Consider the following 20,848-nt stretch of genomic DNA (forward strand, 5'->3'; position numbering starts at 1 on the left):
TTGTATTTTCCCGGGAAACTGCATCTACGGGGCGGATTCGAGAGGTATTGGAAACATCTAATGAAGATGGGCAAGAGCTGGAGCCTGTTTCAACGCATCATACACGAATTGAGGGACAGGTGGAAATGGACCGGGTGAGCTTTCATTATCCGGGCAGTGATCTGGCTGTCCTAAAGGATATATCTTTTAAGGCGCAATCGGGCGAGCGGATAGCTATTATGGGGGCCACTGGCTCGGGAAAATCTTCACTTGTGCAGTTGATTACACGTCTGTATGAAGAAGATGAAGGTCATGTTCGCTTTGACGGAAAGGACGCTCGTGAACTGGATGCGTCCATATTGCGAGAGGCTATTGGCTATGTGCCTCAGGAGGTACTGCTATTCACCGGCTCGATTCGGGATAATATTGCTTGGGGGCTGGAGAATGCCAGCCTGGAGCAAATTAAGGAAGCTGCACGGATAGCGCAAATCCATAATATGATTGAACGCTTGCCGCAAGGCTATGACACGATGCTCGGGCAGCGTGGTGTCAATCTGTCTGGCGGACAGAAACAGCGGCTTTCGATTGCCCGCGCACTGGTGCGCCAGCCGACAGTGCTGATTTTGGACGACAGCACAAGTGCATTGGATGTAGGGACAGAAGCAGCACTACTGAATGCACTCGATGGCCTGTCCTGCACGACATTTCTCATTACGCAAAAAATCAGCTCGACGGCCTCAGCAGATCAGATTTTACTGCTGGATGAGGGTCGCCTGATGGCAAGTGGAAGTCATGAGCATCTCATGGATAGCTCGGATCTGTATCGGCGTATCTATGAATCACAATACGGAAAGGAGGAGTCGCATGTTCAAGGAACTCATTGAACCGTTCCGTCAGCCTACACCGCCGTCCGGTGTGCTGCGAAATCCGGTGGGAGCGGAAGGACGCCGCAAGGCCAAAGCGAAGAACTGGTCTGGCACGTTAGGACGGATATGGGCTTATTTGGCCCGCCGTAAGGCCAAACTGATGCTGGTGCTGTTCATGGTACTGCTCAGCTCCGGGCTGGCTTTGCTGGGTCCATATCTGGTCGGCGTAGCGGTGGATGATTTTCTCGAAGGTCCGGGTGGACGCACGTGGATTTATTTTCTCATCGGATTAGGAGCTGTATATCTGCTCAACTCGCTGACCTCCTGGTTGCAAAATATCTGGATGATTGAGATTGCCCAAGAGACGGTGTACCGCATGCGTTTCGATCTGTTTTCACATTTGCATCGACTACCGATTCCTTTCTACGGCAAACGTCAGCAGGGAGAGATTATGAGCCGTCTGACCAATGATATTGAAAATGTCAGTTCTACGCTTAACAGTTCCGCCATTCAGATTTTTTCGAGTATATTGACGCTAATCGGTACACTCACGGTGATGCTGTGGTTAAGCCCGCTGATGACCCTGCTGACCTTTATCGTGGTGCCGTTAATGGCTGCCGGGATGCGCTGGATTACACGTCGCACCGGGCCTTTATATAAGGAACGCCAGAAGAATTTGGGCGAACTGAACGGATACATCGAAGAAACACTGTCTGGGCAGCAGATTATTAAAGCATTTTCGCAGGAAAAGAGAGTCATCCGTGGTTTTGGCGAGCGTAATGACCGTATTCGGCTATCGGGCTTCTGGGCACAAACGATTTCAGGCTTTATACCGAAGCTGATGAACGGACTGAATAATCTCAGCTTTGCTATTGTAGCGGGGATCGGTGGGATTTTGGCCATTCGCGGCTCCATCACTATAGGTACAATTATTGTATTCGTAGAATATGCCCGCCAGTTCACCAGACCGCTGAACGATTTGGCTAACCAGTGGAACACTCTGCTGTCCGCCATTGCCGGAGCTGAGCGTGTATTTGAAATATTGGATGAAGATGAAGAGTCCAAGGATGAACGCGGCGCAGTGGAGGTAGAGCATGTGGAGGGGGCGGTGCGGTTTACGGATGTTTCCTTCGGTTATGATGAGGGAAGCGCTACGCTGGAAGGTATTTCTTTTGAAGCCAAACCGGGTGAAATGATCGCACTAGTCGGCCCGACCGGGGCAGGAAAAACGACACTGATCCAGCTCCTCTCCAGATTTTATAGCCCCGACAAGGGAATGATTACGGTGGACGGGCGCGATATCACCACCATACAGCGTGAAAGCTTGCGCTCCCGCATGGCATTTGTGCTACAGGACTCCTTCCTGTTTCAGGGGACGATTCGTGAAAATATCCGCTTCGGCAGACTGGACGCCACCGATGAGGAGGTTGAACAAGCATCGAAACTGGCCAACGCCCATTCCTTTATCATGCGGATGAAGGACGGATACGACAAGGTGCTGGAAGCGAACGGCAGTGGCATCAGTCAAGGGCAAAAACAACTGCTGGCTATTGCCCGTGCTATTTTGGCCAACCCTTCCATCCTTGTACTCGACGAGGCAACAAGCAGCATCGACACCATTACCGAGATGAAGATACAAGAAGGACTGGAGCGGCTTATGCAGGGTCGAACAAGTTTCGTCATCGCGCATCGGCTGAATACCATTCGTCTGGCTGATCGGATTCTGGTCTTAAAGGATGGCCGTTTGGAGGAGAAGGGTTCTCATGATGAACTGCTGGCTCACAAAGGCTTTTACAGTGATTTATATTATGGTCAATTGAGTAAGCAAAGCTCTTAAGCCGGCTCGCGATCTACAGATTTACAGGCATACTTAAAAGACTACCTCGGGGGTGGCCCTTTTTAAGTATGCCTTTTTACAGGTACGTACTCTTAAAGGTTTACATCATCGAATATACCCATACCCCGTATATGTATGTTAGTATGGATGTGCAAGAATAAAATCCCACTTCAAAGGAGAGATCATCATGAAAATCGCAATCATGCTTTTCGATGGAATTACGGCATTAGATGCAATGGGTCCATACGATGTATTTGCTGCTACACTGAAATGTGAAGTGAAGTTTGTCGCTAAGAAAAAAGGGTTAATCAAGCTGGACTCAAATATGGGTTATTTGCATGCCGATTACAGTTTTTCTGAAGTTAGTTCAGCTGATATTCTTGTTGTTCCAGGTTGCAGTCCGCCAAATTATAAAACTCCAATGAATGACGAAGAAACGTTAAATTGGATTCGCCAAATACATGAAACTACGAAATGGACCACGTCGGTTTGTAACGGCTCTTTGATTTTGAGCGCCGCAGGCTTGTTAAATGGAACCGTAGCCACCAGTCATTGGGGTTCCTTAGACCTGCTCCAATCTCTTGGAGCCATTCCAACAGATGAGAGAGTGGTTCGTCAGGGCAAAATCGTTACAGCAGCCGGTGTCTCCTCTGGTATTGATATGGCACTCCAGCTATTGGCATGGGAATTGGGTGAAGATATGAGTAAAGGAGTTCAGCTGATTTTGGAATACGATCCTCAGCCTCCGTTTGACACGGGTTCACCAAAGAAAGCACCTGCTATATTGGTAGAACAAATAAGAGGTATGTTACAAGAGTTTGCAAAACAGGAGCCTAATGTGTAACTCAAGAATAACAAGATCTCTTTCCGGTATTAGCTTGGCTTAATAGGTGTGTAATTTTATTTACAAGGGTCCCTATTTCAACTAATATAGTTTACACATAGTAAAGGGTTACATAGTGTAAATGGTTGAAGGGGGTTACAAACATGAGCAGCTTACCTAAGTCTGCTACATTTCCACTTTTCATTCTGATGCTGAATTTGTTTATTGCTTTATTGGGTCAAGGTATGGTGATTCCCATTCTGCCTGAATATCTGAAACAATTTAATGCGGCAGGAGCTGCTGCGGGGTATCTTATTGCCGCTTTTGGAGCAGCACAGTTTATTTTTTCGCCCCTAGGTGGGCAGCTTTCGGATAGATGGGGGCGGAAATCCATGATCATCACCGGTCTGTTTTTAACCGTCATCTCGGATCTTATGTTTGCTGTTTCTACGACATTGCCTCTTCTATATATTGCCCGATTTATCGGGGGGATAGGTATTGGCTTAATGGTTCCTTCTAATATGGCCTACGTCGCTGATATTACCACTTCTGAAACCCGAGCTAAAGGAATGGGATACTTGGGTGCCTCCATGAATTTGGGTATGGTGCTTGGTCCGGGGTTAGGCGGTATGATCGCTGAGTTTGGCATAAGGATGCCCTATTTTTTTGCTGGTGGACTTGGACTTGTAGCTACGCTGCTTAGCTTGTATATGCCAGAGACACTACCTAAGGAAAAACGAAAACCCGCTAGCCAATGGGTCCGCCGGGAGCCAATTCGCAACCAAATCCTAAATTCATTTCGGACATCTTATTTTCGTTATCTTCTCCTCATTCTGATCATGACATTAGGTTTGATGAATTATGAAACGGTGTATGCTCTTTTTGTGGAACGAAAATATGGTTTTGATGCCACTAAAATCTCAATGATCATTACGGTTGGTGCAATTATAGGCATCGTTGTGCAGATATGGCTACTTGATTATCTCATCAAGAGACTTGGTGAGATGAAGCTTATACGTCTTTCTTTGATCATGACAGCCATCGCTTTACTGTTAATGATAATTAAGATCAATTTAGGTTATCTGCTGGCGGTATCGGCGCTGTTTTTTGCTTTTAATGCCTTCCTAAGGCCAACCGTAAGTACAATGATCGCGAACTCAGCTGGTGATCGTCAAGGATATGCCGCCGGATTGAATACGACGTATACCAGCCTAGGCAACATATTGGGACCCATTTTAGCGGGTTTGTTGTTTGACAAACACATTCATATTCCTTATATTTTTGGTGCACTTATCCTTGCATCTGCCCTTTTCTTAACCTTACAAAAATCGAAAAATGAGAAACGGATGGTTGTTAATGACTGAGAACTGGCACCAGAATTTGAAAAACAAAAATCGGGAAGAACTCATTGCGGCTGCCAAGGAACTTTTTATGAAGCAAAGCTTTCTCAAAGTTAATATTAAGGATGTATGCAACGTGGCTGGTGTAAGTCGGGTCACATTCTATAAGCACTTTCAGTCCATGAACGAACTGATCTTTGAGGTTCAGATGGAAATCCTTGAGAGCATGACCGAATTTGTTAGAAGGGCACCTTCAGCCGAAATGAGCGGTAAGGAGATGCTTACTTCGATGCTTGATGCATGGATTGATTACGCTCGGCAACATCCAGAATACATCAAGTTTATTCTTCTATTCGATCTGCATTACGAAGCTTATGATTCAAATCAAGAACTCAAAGAACAGTACAAAAATTTTGTTAGCCGGGAAAAGGAACGACATTTCCTGATGGATGCTCTGGAAGTTGGATTCCAAGATGGATCATTAAAGTCCGACACAGAACCCTTGAAGACCGCTCATTTTATCTTCACGTCTATGATGGGTATACTACAGAAAATGAGTCTGACGTCCAAGGACGATTGGAATAACGAACTTGATGATATAGAAATTGCTAACCGATTTGCGGGAATGTTGATTCAGTATTTAAGTCCAAAAAGTGATAAATCCCCAACCTTTTAGGCAAGAGTCGCCTGCCGTATTCCAAAGGATTTCAGATCGTCCGATGGAGTGAAATAGAAGTACAGGACTCAGTCTGTTAAACTGTGAAAATAGAGCGGTTGCAGTTACGTTGTCGTGTTAGCCTTATCTATTTTTGTGGAGGTGCGGGGATGAACGGAAGTCTGTTTGAGCCACGGCTGCGTGACGGGGATTATATTCCCCGTTTTTTTGCTTACTATTACAAGCAATGGCATGACTACACCATGTCTTACCACGATCATCATTCTACCGAAATTATGTACATGATTTCCGGCTTTTGCAGGGTAGATGTACAAACGGGAGAGAATGTGGAAGAAAGCATCACGCTGCGTAAAGGCGAGTTTATTATGCTGGACGCAGGTGTACCTCATCGACTAGTGGTGGAAGGAGAACAACCGTGCCGGATGCTAAATGTAGAGTTTGGTTTTACGGAGGGAGTGAGGGTAGGGCCGTCTATCCGACAAATGGCAGCAGAGGAGCAGGAGGTCACGACTCTCATGTCACGTCCGTTCCCGTATCTGGTACTATCGGACCCGGAAGAGGTATATTATGCGCTGAAAAGTCTCGTGCTGGAGCTGGACCAACGAAAAGAACAGCCGGGTGCAATGGCAGAGATGCTTTTTATGCAATTGCTAGTACGAATTGCACGTCTACGGGAAGAGGCAGAGCGCAGTAACACGCAGCAAACGGATATGTACATCAAACGATGCATTGAATTTCTCCATCTGAACTATGACCGAGATATTGTGGTTAAGGACATGGCGGCAGCCGTGAATCTGCACCCAGGTTATTTGCACCGTATTTTCAAAAAGCATACTGGGCTAACACTCACCGCGTATTTAACGATGCTGCGAATGGACAAGGCTCGTATGCTTCTTCAGCAAACGGACATTCCCATTCAAGAGATTGCCGATTATGTAGGCGTGGCCAGCAGGCAGTATTTTCATATGTTGTTCAAAAAGCACACAGGCAAGACGCCTGTTGAATACCGCTCTGCTGTAGAGCGCAATGTGAGGAACTATGCGGAGGAGGATGGGAGCTGATAATAAGAAGCCTCTGAACCATTGCCGATTTAAGGTCGGTATGACTTCAGAGGGCGTGTGTTTTGAAGCATTATAACATGTGTCCGGGCTTCTTGAGAGCTAAAGTGGGGTCATTTCCCAAGCCACATATTTTCCATCTGTTCAAGTGATCTCCCCTTGGTTTCGGGAACCTTGCGCCATATAAAGACTACGACGAACAACGAGATGGCTCCGAATAACCAGAAGGTATTGGACGGGCCGGCTGAACTCAGCAGAGGAGGGAATGCCTGCGATACCAGATAATCGCCGGCCCACAATGCCATCGAAGCGATGGCGACCGCTTTGCCGCGAATGCGGTTCGGAAAGATCTCCGAGATCATAACCCATACGATCGGCCCAAGCGATATAGCATAGGAGGCCACGTAGATCAATATCATGATGAGTACGAGCGGTCCGGTGGTCAAACCCATTTTGAATGCGGCTCCAATAATGACCAAACAGCAGGTCATCAACGAGGTGCCGATTATCAGCAGGACTTTTCGTCCCGCTTTGTCGATCAGCCATACAGATACGATGGTGAACAACACATTGATCAACCCGATCCAAATGGTTTGGGTCAAAGAAGCGTCCGTACCGAGTCCCATTCCTTTAAAGATAACCGGCGCGTAATACAAAATGGCATTGATGCCGGTAATATGCTGCATAATGGCGAGCATAACACCGATAAAGAGAGCGACTCGAATACCAGGAGCGAACAATTGTTTCAATGAGTTGTTCTCATTTTTGAATGATTCCTTGATATCAAGCACTTCCTGCTTAGCGGCTTCTTCACCGTGAATTTTCAGCAAAATCGGCAGCGCTTCATAAGGCCGATTCTGTTTAATAAGCCATCTCGGGCTTTCGGGTATGAAGAGCATCAAGAGCATAAAGATCAGTCCCGGAACGGCTCCCACTCCGAACATCCAGCGCCAGGCTGTTGAGACACCCCAGGCTTCATCCCCCATGCTGACGATCCACGAATTCTGGAAATAAACCAGGAAAATCCCTGTTACAATCGCCAACTGATTTAAAGCAACCAAACGGCCTCGGTATTTGGCGGGAGCGATCTCCGCGTTGTACACCGGACAAACGGTGGAAGTGATTCCTATGCCAATGCCGCCGATCATGCGAAAGATAACATACCCGGTAAACGTGTCTTGAAGCGCAGAGCAGATTGAGCCGACGACGAATAAAAATCCGGCGGCCAGTAATATCTTTTTCCTGCCGATCTTTTCACTCATGTAGCCGGAGAGAGCCGCTCCGGTGACACTCCCGACAATCAGACTTGACACGGCCCAACCAACCTGAAATTCGCTCAGCGAAAAACGCTGCTGCAGGAATTCGACTGCTCCCGAAACAACCGCGATATCAAAACCGAACAGGATACCTCCGAGCGCAGCTACGATGGATACCAACGTCACAAAAAGCATATTGGGTTTTTCTGATTGAAGCGCTTTCTGTTGAGCGCTTTCATTATTGATGATTACTGCCATATGATCATCTCCCCTCCAGATCTCTGGAACCTCATTCCGTTCTTCGAGGAGAAGTATAACATGCGCTTATAAAAGAAAGGCCGGTTATCGTCTTCAATAAACGGACCTTTTCATGCACGATTTTGGCTTCGATTCCCGAATCGGAGATAGAGGGGCTGAACCTAGCATTACCTTGTCATTCGAGCTTAAAAAAATCCATGCCGATAGTCGGCATGGATGAATCTCTACTATTTTTGGCCTTTGAACTCAGTGGGAGGAACGCCCGTTATCTTCTTAAAGACGCGGCTAAAATAGTTCGGGTCCTTATAACCCACTTCAAAGCTGATTTCCTTAAGAGTAAGGTTGCCGGCCTTAATCAGAGAGATGGCTTTATCAATCCGCAGCCGGGTTACGAAGTCGATAAATGTTTCTCCGTATTCCTGTTTGAAAATTTTGCTGAAGTAGTGAGGATTCAAATGGACAAAATCAGCCACTTCTTCCAGCGAAAGATCATCGTTGAACCGTTCCTCGATATACATTTTCGCCCTACCCAGCATAGTCAGTGTTTGAACCTCTCGCTGTTCGCGTATCCGTTGCAGTGCTGACATGACGTACGTCTGCTGAAGCATTCCATTCTCCGCTTTGATGGCAAGCAAAGAAGCGTTTCCAGCCTCTGATGACTTCAGTTCGTCAAAGTGGCAGAAACCTCCATCCCGCTTGCGTAGGGTGGAGGCAAAAACGGCTTCGAAATAGGACTTGCGAAGTCCTTCCTCGCCGCTATGCAGCGATCCGATTCCAATGGCCGTCTTTATACCAAGTTGCTGCTGGGCAAGCTCAGAGAGCTGCTGAACAAGGTGTTTAACCAGCTGCCGCCAGTCGTTTTCGCCGGTGACAGGCGGCTTGCGTAAAAAGGTGGCTACATGATGGTCGATCAAGGAGCTTACAATGGCATTCGGGCCATGCGTTTTTACATAGCTTCGGAAATGATCGTAAATTTTCTTTTTATCCTGCTCGTCCGTATATCCGTCAAAGGCGGCAATGATGGCGCTTCCCTGATCAAGAGGAAAGTCCAGCCATTCCGATAGCTGGGAAGCGCTTGAATCCACGGTCTGGTCGACCATAAGCATTAAAGCCAGCTCATTTTCTGCGAGCGGCATCAGCTGTGAGATTTTGTGCCTAAGCTCCAATTCTTCCGTACGTGCCCGCTTCTCGCACTCAATTTCTTCAATCAGTCGTTTCAGTGTACCGATGATCAGTTCTCGCTTCGCTGGCTTCAGAATATATTCTTTCACACCCAAAGAGAGCGCCTCCCGGGCATAGGCAAAATAATCATAGGCAGTGACGAGCACGAATCGGGTATCGGGAAGCCGCTCCTTTAATTCACGAAGCGCCGCAAGCCCGTCGATTCCAGGCATATTGATATCCAGAATGGCAATATGGGGACGGTGCTCTTCCGCACATTCAATCGCCATGCGGCCGTTGCCGGCATGAATAAACCGGAATATCCCCGGCATCGCCCGTTCCACTGTCAATTCCAGTCCTTCTCTCTCCAAAGCCTCGTCATCCGCGATCAACAACCGATACATCAGTCCGCTCACTCTCCTTCTTGACTGGAATTCGTATTGTTATGGTAGTACCTCGTCCGATACTGCTATTGATTTCAACCATTTCTTCTTCCTTTCCGTAGAACAACTGCAGCCGCCTAAACACATTTTGCATTCCAAGTCCTGTTGAACTGCCGCTTTCGGCTTCGCCTTTAAGACGGAGTACGGACAGTCGGGTTTCCTCCGTCATGCCCTTTCCGTTGTCCGAAATTTCAATTTGTACATCTTCGTTCGCTCTCGACAGCGTTAACACGATAATGGCTCCGCTTTCCATATCTGCCACACCATGAAGAAAAGCGTTTTCAATAAATGGCTGGATCGTCAGGGCCGGAATTTGCTGCTGAAGTACGGAAGCGTCAAAGTGAAGATCGAAGCGAATTCTGTCCCTGAAACGCGCCTGTTGGATGGTTACGTATTCGCGGATATGATCCAGTTCCTCCTGGAGAGTTACGGGTTTGTCCAGCTTCTGCAGGCTGTACCGTAGCAGATTGGACAGCGAAACGATCAGGTCGCTGGTTTTCTCCGCCCCTTCCAGAATCGCCAGCTTGGAGAGCACATTTAAGGTATTAAATAAAAAGTGAGGGTTAATTTGATTTTGCAGAGCCAGAAGCTCCAGTTCCTTCACAAGCCGCCGCATTTCCAGACTCTGTTTATCCTTCTCGATGAGGATACTCAAATCGGCGGACATTTGCGAAATGGCGTCCGACAGTACGCCTAGCTCGTCATCCCGTCGCGGTTGGGGCTTGATATTCAGATCACCTGTGGCGATTCGCTTCGCCAGTCCGACAAGTCTGCCGACAGGGCCAGTAATGCTGCGCGAGACCCAGATTGCAAGCAAAACCCCCATCAGCGCGTTCATGCCGAACAACGCCACTCCCCATCCGTTCATTCGCTCATTCTTGTTCCGGATGTTCTCAATGATTGGCCGGTAATAAGCCAGTTCATCATCGATCAGTTGCTGACCCTCCTCATGAATATAGCTGACGGTTTTCTCCGCTTCAATATAATGTTCAAAAGCCGATTGAGGATCTTGTGCCTTTGCATCCAGAACTGCGGCTTGTTTCTCTTTAAGAAATGTAGCCAACAGATTCACGTAGTCCTCCTCGGCGAAAGAAGGGTCAGTCGAGGAGGAGACTTCCTGAATTCTGCCTTTCAACTGCATCAATTGGTATTCTGTCGGGCCCTGCACAGCCTTATCGCCTCTTGGATTAAGCAGATAGGCATATAGGAGATTTAAGTTGCTCTCCGCCGATTCGGAGGTTTGCTCGATGAGAAGAATGCGGCCAAGCATTTCATCGTAGCTCTGTTGTACGACCTTTCCGCTTTGGAATACAAAATAAGCGATGATATTGGCGAACACAACTAGAAGAGGGATGAACAGAAGCAGCTTCGTTCTGATCGTCATCGTCTGTCATCTCCGGTCATGTTGTCGGGAGTGTCCGCATGCATCTCATATATCCTGGTGTATGTTAATTCCTGGGGGGGATTCCCCTTTAGATAATCATTCAGTAATTTTATGGACTTAGCCCCCATTTCCTCTGGCTGTTGAACAATGGTCAGTTCGATTTTGCAATCTCTGATGGCTTTCAACGTCTCGGCCATATCGTCAAAAGCGAAAATCTGCAAATTCCGCGCTCCGCGTCGCTCCGAGGCTTCCAGAATGCCAAGGCCGTCCAGCGCACTGAATCCGACCATGTAGCGGATCTGCGGATACCGGGTGAGCATGTTCTGAGCTTGCTGTGCTGCCTGAAGCCGTGAAATATTTGAGGAGCGAATCTCCACAATGCGGAGCTTGGGATAGCGACCGATCACGGAACGAAATCCAGCAAGCCTGAGTCGCTGATTCTCGACGCGCTCGTTACTGATCATAACTCCAATGTCGCCACGCTCTCCAGAGGCTTTCGCTAACAGCGCGCCCATCCGTTTTCCTGCTCCTTCGTTATCCGTTCCCACGTAAGCTAGTCTACGGGAATCTGGTTCATCCGTATCGATCGTGATGACTGGGATGCCAAGTCCGGCTGCTTTGTCGATTAATCGGCGATACTCTGGATCATTTATCCCTTGAACCAGAATTGCATCCGCCTTACTGGCGATCGCTTTATCCAGCAGTTTGACCTGCTCGGACGGATTAATGCGGTCCGGCCCGATATAATCGAGCCGCATACCGTACTGTTCCGCTTCTTTTCGGGCTCCTTGTTCGATTGACCGCCAGTAATAATTATCCAACTCCTGGGATATCAGTACGACTTTTGTATCGGAAACCCCGTCTTTTGGAGAAACCGTCTTCAATAACTCTGCAAATTGGTGAATTTGAAAAGAAGACAGAGTGAACTGGAAGAGCAGCCAGGCAAATAGCAGGAAGACTGGGATAAGGATAAATGTCCATTTACGGTTTGACATGTCTTGCTCCTTTGTAAATATTTACAGACTCACTCATTATACAGCAACAAAACAACCGCACGCAGCTATCGTCAGCATAAGCGCGGTTATTGAGGAGGAATTCCATATTTTAATCAAGGTACATGACCAAAGTAGAAATCTTGAAGGGTAAGCAACAACAGATATTTGAAGAATGGTTTGCCCATCTTACAAGTAGTGAGGAGATAGAAGCCGAGCAAGCACTAAGTGAACTCCGTGGAAAGATAGCATTGGAGATAGGCCCCTACCGGTAGAATTAGGACATTTTTAAGTCCAGAAACTACTGCAGGGGCTTAAGTATAAAAAAATAACCTCACTAAATCAGACCATGCTTTTTAAAGCTGTGAAACAGTCCATCTTCATCGACAGCATCCGTAATGTCATCTGCAATGGCTTTGAGGCCCGGTTTGGCATTTCCCATAGCAATTCCTAGCGCACAATATTCAATCATTTCAGCATCGTTCATCCCGTCTCCGATAGCAATGGTGTCTTCTTGGGATCTTCCCAAATGCTCAATAAGCTTTTCAATAGCTACGGCTTTGTGAATACCGGGAACCATTAGCTCGCCGCTGTCTTGCCCGAAAGCAGATACAGTACATTGAATAACCTCAAATTTCCCTGCAAATTCCTTTTTGATCTGTTCGAAAGGAACATTTTTGTTTTCCAAAAAGCATGCTTTGTTCACGTCACTACGGTACAGGTTGTCCTCTCCTATAGTTAGACCAGTGATAAAAGGATGCGGGCGTTGTTCTTTTTTTTCTCTGGCTACGGGATCATTGTCCACATCACCATAGATAAGCCGTTCCACATGGGGCAAAAAGTTTTTACTCGCAAACAGTCCCCCGTTCGATTCCAAATAAAAGTCCAAATCATGTTCATCAAAGTAATCGACCATATGTTTAACATCTTCATCCGATACTTTGTGGTGATATAACATCTCGCCTTCGATTTCTACAAAGCCCCCGCCAGCTCCGATGATCCCGTCAAAACCGACCTCCATGATAAAATCATAAATCTCCGCTTTGGATCGGCCAGTGCATAAATAAATCAGATGTCCGTTCTTTCTCGCTTCGATACATGCTGTTTTTGCAGATTCGGGAATCATACCATCATCATCCACTAGCGTTCCATCTATATCTAAAAAGATAATCTTTTTGTTCATCTTAGGCTGCTCCTTGCTCTCCAATGTTTTCTTTTATGTTACTACATTTACCGCACTTAAAGTACATATTGAACTGAAAAAACACTAGATAGAAAGAGAAAAACGGATGGAACGAAATGGAAATTGGCAACCCTCTGCTAAAGCGAAAGTTAGGATTTTTGACACCTAAATACGAAACTGGTCATGATTTTGATAACGTTTTCCGCAAAGCTATTGCTACAATGACGGTATATACCAATTCTAATTACCGGAGGTTGAATGCCGTGTCATTTAAAGTAGCTTTTATTGGAGCAGGAAGCATCGGTTTTACCCGTGGAATTTTGCGAGATCTGTTATCGGTTCCGGAATTTAACGATATTGAAGTGGCTTTTACGGATATCAGTCAGCACAATCTGGATATGGTTACTGAGCTATGCCAGCGGGATATTCGTGAGAATGGTTTGTCCATACAAATACAGTCCTCTACGGACCGAAAGATAGCTCTAAAGGATGCCAAATACGTCATTTGTACGATCCGGGTTGGCGGGCTGGAGGGCTTTGCAACCGATGTGGATATTCCGCTGAAATATGGCGTGGATCAATGCGTGGGCGATACATTGTGTGCAGGAGGGATCATGTATGGTCAGCGTGGTATTGCTGAAATGCTGGCCATCTGTAAGGATATCCGCGAGCTAAGTGCACCGGATGTATTGTTGCTGAACTACTCGAACCCGATGGCGATGATTACGTGGGCCTGCAACAAATACAGCGGTGTGCGTACAATCGGTCTATGTCACGGCGTCCAGCATGGGCATCACCAAATTGCTGAGGTGTATGGTCTGGAGAAACAGGATGTGGACATTGTGTGCGCCGGAATCAATCACCAGACGTGGTACATTCAGGCGTCACATGAAGGCAAGGACCTGACAGCTGGACTGCTGGAGGCTTTTGAAAAACATCCCGAATATAGCCGCACCGAAAAGGTACGCATCGACATGCTTCGTCGTTTTGGCTATTACAGCACAGAGTCGAATGGCCATCTAAGTGAATATGTACCTTGGTACCGGAAGCGTCCGAATGAAATTCTGGACTGGATTGATCTAGGCAGCTGGATCAACGGAGAAACAGGCGGCTATCTGCGTGTATGTACAGAAGGACGTAATTGGTTTGAAACAGATTTCCCCAACTGGATGAAAGAAGACCCATTGGAGTACAAGGCGGAAAATCGCGGTGAAGAGCATGGTTCATACATTATCGAAGGTCTAGAAACCGGACGTGTATACCGGGGGCATTTTAATGTCGTAAATAACGGTGTGATTTCCAATTTGCCGGACGATGCGATTATTGAAGCGCCTGGATATGTGGATCGAAATGGTATCTCCATGCCACATGTAGGAGACCTTCCGCTCGGTCTTGCTGCCGTGTGTAATGTAAGTATTTCCGTCCAGCGTTTGGCTGTCGAAGCGGCTGTGCACGGAGATGATAAGTTGCTGCGGCAAGCGTTTATGATGGATCCGCTAGTGGGCGCGGTGTGTAATCCGAAAGAAATTTGGCAGATGGTCGATGAAATGCTGGTGGCCCAGGAAGCATGGCTGCCGCAATACGGAGCAGCAATTGTCGAGGCGCGTCAACGTCTGGCTGCAGGCGATCTGATTCCAACCCGACCTTATGAGGGAGCAGCGCGACTTAAGGTGAAGACGGTTGAAGAAATGCAGCTGGATCGGGATGCCGCCAATAAAAATGCAGGGCAATCTGACAAGGGCAAGGATCGCGAAAAAGTGTAGAACAACAAGAGCATAGATTGACTTCACAACAATAAAAGGGTGTTTTCACGGTCATGTGGCCTGAAAACACCCTTTTGCTGTCGATAGATATAACGATTTGGCATAGTTGGCGTTCTGGAGTTTATCATTGTCGATTTAGGCTGACGGAAATTAAAGAATACAGTCTTGCTTTTTTTGAATTCGCTCTTTTGCTGTCGATCCTAAATCTCCTGAGAGCTTGTCATAGCAGGGATGTTCAACAAATGAAGGAACCGGTTTCAGAAAAAGAGGTGCCACAACGAACCGTTAGAGTGGCAATTCATATGCCTAATTAATAATGTAGTCCTTAATTTATTCAATTTACAGCAGATTTCCAGCTCACTATAATCTAACATAGGAGGTGACAAAAAGGGGAAAATGTGAGCGCATGGACAAATAGAAAGCGCTTACCTTTCGCAACTATGAACGCCGCTTTTTTTTGGAGAGAGTAGGCGTAACTCGCATTTAATCATGTAACAATCAGGTGCCGACATAGGAAGATTCAACAAAATCCACGGAAAGATAGGTGAAGCAATTGAAAACAAAGCAAGTGCTTCGTAAAAGCATGAAGTATGCTTTTGCGCTATCACTCGTCGCAAGCAGCTTTCTACCAGGTGCAGGATTTACGGATAAAATACATGCAGAATCCCATGTGGACAATCCTTACCAAGGGGCGACAAAATATGTTAGTCCTGATTATGCGGCTAGTGTTGATACATCGATTGCCAAGATTACGGATGCCAATCTGAAAGCAAAAATGCAAACGGTCAAAACATTCCCGACAGCCGTATGGCTTGATCGTATCGCTGCTATTAACGGCGGTGGAGGCAAGCTTGGCCTGGAAGCGCATTTGGACCAAGTATTGGCGCAAAAGAAAGGCAGCACACCGATTACGGCGGAATTTATTGTGTATGATCTGCCCGGACGGGATTGTCATGCCTTGGCTTCCAATGGTGAATTGCCGCTGACCCAGGCAGGTCTGGAAACCTATAAAAAGGATTATATTGACAAAATAGCTTCTATTTTTGCAAATCCCAAATATAAGGATATTCGTATCGTAGCGATCATTGAACCAGACAGTTTGCCAAATCTGGTAACTAATCTGGATGATCCGAAATGTGCACAAGCCAAGTCTACAGGAATCTATGAAGCTGGCGTGAAGTACACAATGAATAAGCTGAACGAGATTCCGAATGTGTACAAATACGTAGATATCGGTCACTCTGGTTGGTTAGGTTGGGATAACAACCGTTCAGCAACGGTATCCCTGTTTACAACCATTTTCAAAGACACTAGCAAAGGTCTGGCCAGTGTAGATGGCTTTATCACGAATACAGCCAACACTTCACCGCTGACAGAACCTAATTTGCCTGATCCAAATCTGAATATCGGCGGACAACCGATCAAATCGTCCAAGTACTATGAATGGAATCCTAATTTCGATGAATCGGATTTCGCAGAGTCATTGCATAGAGATTTTGTCAGCGCAGGCTGGCCGAGCTCACTCGGTATGTTAATTGATACAGGCCGTAACGGATGGGGCGGACCTAACCGTCCGACTTCCGCAGTCGGCAATGATATTAACTCCTATGTAAACTCAGGCCGTGTTGACAAACGCTCGCACCGTGGTAACTGGTGTAATAACAGCGGAGCAGGTATGGGAACGCCGCCACAAACGGCTCCAGCTGGCCATATCGATGCCTATGTCTGGGCGAAACCTCCGGGTGATTCCGATGGTTCCAGCTCACTCATTCCGAACGATGAGGGTAAAGGCTTTGACCGTATGTGTGATCCTACCTATACAACCAAGGATGGCACATTAACAGATGCTCTACCGAATGCACCTATTTCAGGAGCATGGTTCCATGATCAGTTTGTGATGCTGGTACAAAATGCGTACCCTGCTATCGTGCCTTCCACTGGTGGTGTGGACCCAGCGCCTACAGCTCCAGCTGTACCGTCTGGCTTAAAGGCCGTAGCTGGTAATGCTCAAGTGACGCTGACTTGGAGTGCGTCTACGGGTGCCGATAGCTACACAGTCAAACGTGCCACTAGCGAAGCAGGCCCTTTTACAGCCGTTGCGCCTCTTGTAACGGAAAGAGAGTACACAGATAAGGGACTGACGAACGGAACAACTTACTTCTATGTTGTAAGTGCTACGAATGCGAAAGGAACAAGTAAGGATTCTGCAACGGTAAGCGCTGAACCTAAAGGTACACCGACTGATCCAACCGACCCTACAGAACCAGCGGGTGATCTGGTTGTAATGTACCGGGCTGGTGACACCGACCCAGCTAATAACGCAGTCAAGCCTTTCCTTAACCTGAAAAATAAAGGTACAACACCCGTGAAGCTGAGTGAGCTGAAAATCCGCTATTACTTCACGAAGGATGGCAGCCAAGAGCTGCAATCTGCAGTAGACTATGCGCAAGTAGGCAATGATAACGTGCTGCGTACCATTACAGACAACTATATTGAAATTGGTTTCAGTGCTGCTGCCGGCACGCTTGCTGCTGGAGCGCAAACAGGTGATATTCAGATCCGCATGAACAATAGTGACTGGTCTAACCTGAACGAATCCAATGATTACTCCTTCGATCCAACTAAAACCTCTTATGCAGAATGGAACAAAGTAACGTTGTTCCACAATGATAAGCTGGTGTGGGGAATCGAGCCTTAGGATTTAGCCAGAACAAGTGCCCTTGAGTGATTGAAAAGTATTAAAAGAAGGCTACGGCATAGCTGTCGTAGTCTTTTTTTACGTCTTCGAATAAAGAATTTGATGACCAAGGGAATAAGCATTGAAATTGTGTATAATGAAAAAAAGAATGCTGTTCTACTGTGGAGGGTCATCATGAGCAAAAAGTTAATCTTAGATGTAGATACTGGCATTGACGACGCGCTTGCTATTGCGTACGCGGTCCATTCGCCGGAATTGGAGCTACTCGGTATTACAACCACCTTTGGTAATATCTCGGTGGAGGAGGCAACACGTAACTCACTGATTCTGCTGGAAAAACTAGGGGTAGAGGCTCCGGTCGTGTCTGGCGCTCACAAGCCGTATGCTCGGGAGTTGTTCAAACCATATTCCCGGCATATTCACGGTGAAGACGGTATTGGCAATCAGTTGAAAGGAGCTCCCTCCCGTCAGGCTGCGTCTGGGGATGCCGCTGATTTTATAATCGGACAGGCTCGTCGCTATGAAGGCAAACTTACCCTGGTAGCTGTGGGACCGCTGACCAATCTTGCGATTGCATTGGATCGCTGTCCCGAATTGCCCCATTTGCTTGACCGCCTGATCATCATGGGCGGCGCGGTTACAGTGAAAGGGAATGTAACTCCGACGGCTGAAGCGAATATTTACGCCGATCCAGAAGCCGCAGCCTATGTGCTGGGAGCGGGCTTTCCGCTTATGCTCGTTGGGCTGGACGTCACGATGCAAACACTGCTTCCACAGCAGGATGTGGACAAATGGCGTGAGCAAGGGACCGAGCTGGGTGCGTTTATGGCAGATATGACAGACTTTTATATGGAAGCTTATCGCAATTTCAGACCTGGTATTGCAGGCTGTGCTTTGCATGATCCACTGGCTGTAGGATTAGCGATAGATTCTAGCTTTGTGGAGACGCGTCCAATGCACATTGCCGTTGAGGTGGGCGATTCCGCCGAGGTTGGTCGCACCCGTGAGGTGCAAAATGAGAACGAAGCTCAAGCCCTGACTACGGTTGATGTGGCACTTAAAGTCGATGCGGATCGATTTTTGCGTCATTTTCTTAGCCGGGTGGTATAAAAAAAATAATTCGAAGATTGCCGATGAACCTGCATCGGCAATCTTTTGTGCATACATGTTTTAAGGGCCTTTATCTAGAGGTGGACTCACTGCCATAAAATCCCATATCATGTTAGAATAGGTGTAGTTAGAAAAACTGCCGGACCACAAAGGAGGAGATTCATTGTGTTTTCTGCTGCTCGACGACTGCCTTTGCTGGAACATATGTATAATCATGCCCCGACAGGAATCGTGATTTTGTCGAGGGAGGGGAAGTGCCTGTACGTCAATCCCGCCTTTTGCAAAATGGTCGGATATGAGCAGGAGGAATTACTGGATATCCGATATTACCATCTCTTGTATAAAGAGGCTCAGGATCAGCGAGGGTTGAGGGAGGCTTACGCAGGTTGGCTAAAGGCTACGGATCAAGTCTATAAGACAGAGCTGCGTTTGAAACATAAAAGGGGAACATCCGTCTGGCTATCGCTGGAATTAACCATATTTGATGATGAGGCTACCGAACAATCTTATTTGATTGCGTATGCAATGGATATCACGGAGAAAAAAGATATGGAGCAGGTGCTCTCGGATAATGAGGATTTGTACATGCTGATTACGGAAAATACGCCCGATGTTATCTCATATAGCACGGCGGACGGCATACTCCAATATATTTCTCCTTCGGTGGAAAAACTCCTAGGCTATACAAAACAGGAAATGCTCGGAAAAAAGCGGCTCCAATTCTACCATGTTGAAGATGCCGATTATATGCGTGTACATGGACTCTTCAAGGAAACAGGCATCATGAAGCGGCGTGTTCGTCATAAGGACGGGCACTATTTGTGGCTGGAAGTATCGTACCGCATTATTCGGGATGAACAGGGCAGAATCAAGCGAGTACTGTCCATCGGACGCAACATCACAGAGCGCCAGAAGAGCGAGGAGAATTTGGCAAAAGCTCAACGGTTGGCGATGTTCGGCTCATGGGACTGGGATCTGGTCAACAATGTTATGCATTTCTCCAAGGAATTTCGCAGCATTTTTGGCTATTGTGTCAAGCCGGTTGAAACAAGTATTGACGCCTTCATGGCGGTTATTCATCCTGAAGATACAGAGCGCATGAAACAGATTATCACCAACGTTATATTGAAGGGAATACACGAAGAGACCTTTTACCGAATTGTATTGCCGAATGGGGAACAAAAAGTGCTACGTTCAATCTGGGAAGCTGAAATGAACGAGCATGCAGGCAAGCCCGTTCAAGTTGTTGGTATGATCCAGGATGTTACAGAGCACCGGGAAATGGAGCAGCGTCTGCGCGAAAGTGAAAACCGTTATAGGTCACTGTTTCAGCATAATCCACTCGGGATATGCGCTGTGAATATGGAAGGTCATATCTTGAGCGTGAATCCGAGCTTGGAGGAGCTTACGGGTTATACGAAGGATAAGCTGCTTGGGGCTGACATACTCATCATGGCTTCCTCTGAGGAACAGGACAAAATCAAGCGTCACATGGAGCTGGCCAAGCAGGGTGAGACGCAAACCTATGAATCGGAATTTATACATAAGGAGGGGGAGCGTCTATTCATCAAGATGACGAATATCCCGATTTTCGTGCAAGAGGAAATTGTAGGCTGCTACGGGATTATAGAAAATGTTACCCCTCTTAAAAGCTACATTGCTCAAATTGAAAAGCTCAGTAATGAGCATTCGCTTATTTTGAATGCCGTATCCGAAGGAATTGTAGGTTTAAGTACCGAAGGACATGTCCGCTTTATGAACCCGGCAGCTGTCGAGATGTTCGGTATAGGATCGGTCAATCCGCTGAATGGCGCATCCATAGACATGATCCTCCATGCTGACGAAATTGGCAGTCATTTTCCGGACGAACAGTCCTCTATTCTTCAAGCGATTCGAAGCGGAGCCTCTTATCAGGCAGAGGAAGCTGTATTTTGGAAAAAAGGCGGGTCCAGCTTTCTGGCCTCCTATCGAATCAGCCCTTTGATGGATAATGGCGAGCGAAAAGGGGCTGTGATGGTTTT

The 20,848-nt window shown here is 47.0% G+C and carries 15 protein-coding genes; 10 read left to right on the top strand and 5 right to left on the bottom strand.

Going from position 1 to position 20,848, the window contains the following annotated elements; genetic code table 11:
- From GRP75_RS09070 to GRP75_RS09095, 6 genes are all read left to right on the top strand, one after another.
- Positions 1–863 (top strand): ABC transporter ATP-binding protein (locus GRP75_RS09070; protein ID WP_160789126.1); only part of this gene is annotated, 863 nt, incomplete at its 5' end.
- Positions 844–2,682 (top strand): ABC transporter ATP-binding protein, encoded by a 1,839-nt coding sequence (locus tag GRP75_RS09075; RefSeq protein ID WP_160789127.1) that lies wholly within the window; start codon positions 844–846, stop codon positions 2,680–2,682. The genes GRP75_RS09070 and GRP75_RS09075, both read left to right, overlap by 20 nt.
- A gap of 187 nt (positions 2,683–2,869) precedes the next feature.
- Entirely contained in the window at positions 2,870–3,526 is a 657-nt protein-coding gene (locus GRP75_RS09080) for a DJ-1/PfpI family protein (protein ID WP_023987280.1), read from the top strand.
- Positions 3,527–3,669: 143 nt separating this feature from the next.
- The gene (locus GRP75_RS09085) at positions 3,670–4,869 is read left to right on the top strand and encodes an MFS transporter (protein ID WP_160789128.1); all 1,200 of its coding nucleotides are present in this window, start codon (positions 3,670–3,672) and stop codon (positions 4,867–4,869) included.
- Complete coding sequence (locus tag GRP75_RS09090) at positions 4,862–5,521, top strand: TetR/AcrR family transcriptional regulator (protein WP_053324767.1); 660 nt, start codon at positions 4,862–4,864, stop codon at positions 5,519–5,521. Before GRP75_RS09085 ends, GRP75_RS09090 begins: the two co-directional genes overlap by 8 nt.
- 149 nt (positions 5,522–5,670) lie before the next feature.
- On the top strand, positions 5,671–6,582 hold the full coding sequence (locus GRP75_RS09095) for an AraC family transcriptional regulator (protein WP_160789129.1): 912 nt from the start codon (positions 5,671–5,673) through the stop codon (positions 6,580–6,582).
- Between the two features lie 110 nt (positions 6,583–6,692).
- Here the strand turns inward: GRP75_RS09095 and GRP75_RS09100 are convergent, their stop codons facing one another.
- The 5 genes from GRP75_RS09100 to GRP75_RS09120 form a co-directional block, all read right to left on the bottom strand.
- Complete coding sequence (locus GRP75_RS09100; RefSeq protein WP_160789130.1) at positions 6,693–8,093, bottom strand: sugar porter family MFS transporter; 1,401 nt, start codon at positions 8,091–8,093, stop codon at positions 6,693–6,695.
- A 227-nt stretch (positions 8,094–8,320) separates the two neighbouring features.
- The gene (locus GRP75_RS09105; protein ID WP_160789131.1) at positions 8,321–9,658 is read right to left on the bottom strand and encodes a response regulator transcription factor; all 1,338 of its coding nucleotides are present in this window, start codon (positions 9,656–9,658) and stop codon (positions 8,321–8,323) included.
- A complete protein-coding gene (locus GRP75_RS09110) occupies positions 9,633–11,081 on the bottom strand; it encodes a sensor histidine kinase (protein ID WP_160789132.1) in 1,449 nt (482 codons plus the stop codon). The genes GRP75_RS09105 and GRP75_RS09110 overlap by 26 nt, the downstream gene beginning before the upstream one ends.
- Complete coding sequence (locus tag GRP75_RS09115) at positions 11,078–12,076, bottom strand: sugar-binding protein (protein ID WP_160789133.1); 999 nt, start codon at positions 12,074–12,076, stop codon at positions 11,078–11,080. The genes GRP75_RS09110 and GRP75_RS09115 overlap by 4 nt, the downstream gene beginning before the upstream one ends.
- A gap of 334 nt (positions 12,077–12,410) precedes the next feature.
- Entirely contained in the window at positions 12,411–13,256 is an 846-nt protein-coding gene (locus GRP75_RS09120; protein WP_023987289.1) for a Cof-type HAD-IIB family hydrolase, read from the bottom strand.
- A gap of 263 nt (positions 13,257–13,519) precedes the next feature.
- Here GRP75_RS09120 and melA point away from each other — a divergent pair, with 263 nt between their 5' ends.
- The 4 genes from melA to GRP75_RS09140 all read left to right on the top strand — a co-directional run.
- Positions 13,520–15,019 (top strand): alpha-glucosidase/alpha-galactosidase, encoded by a 1,500-nt coding sequence (gene melA / locus GRP75_RS09125; protein WP_028543208.1) that lies wholly within the window; start codon positions 13,520–13,522, stop codon positions 15,017–15,019.
- A gap of 544 nt (positions 15,020–15,563) precedes the next feature.
- Positions 15,564–17,717, top strand: a complete 2,154-nt coding sequence (locus tag GRP75_RS09130) for a glycoside hydrolase family 6 protein (protein WP_160789134.1) — start codon at positions 15,564–15,566, stop codon at positions 17,715–17,717.
- A gap of 174 nt (positions 17,718–17,891) precedes the next feature.
- Entirely contained in the window at positions 17,892–18,827 is a 936-nt protein-coding gene (locus GRP75_RS09135) for a nucleoside hydrolase (RefSeq protein ID WP_160789135.1), read from the top strand.
- Positions 18,828–18,992: 165 nt separating this feature from the next.
- On the top strand, positions 18,993–20,848 hold a 1,856-nt coding region (locus tag GRP75_RS09140), incomplete at its 3' end, for a PAS domain S-box protein (protein ID WP_160789136.1).

Source organism: Paenibacillus sp. OT2-17, assembly GCF_009827695.1.
GTDB lineage: Bacteria > Bacillota > Bacilli > Paenibacillales > Paenibacillaceae > Paenibacillus > Paenibacillus polymyxa_B.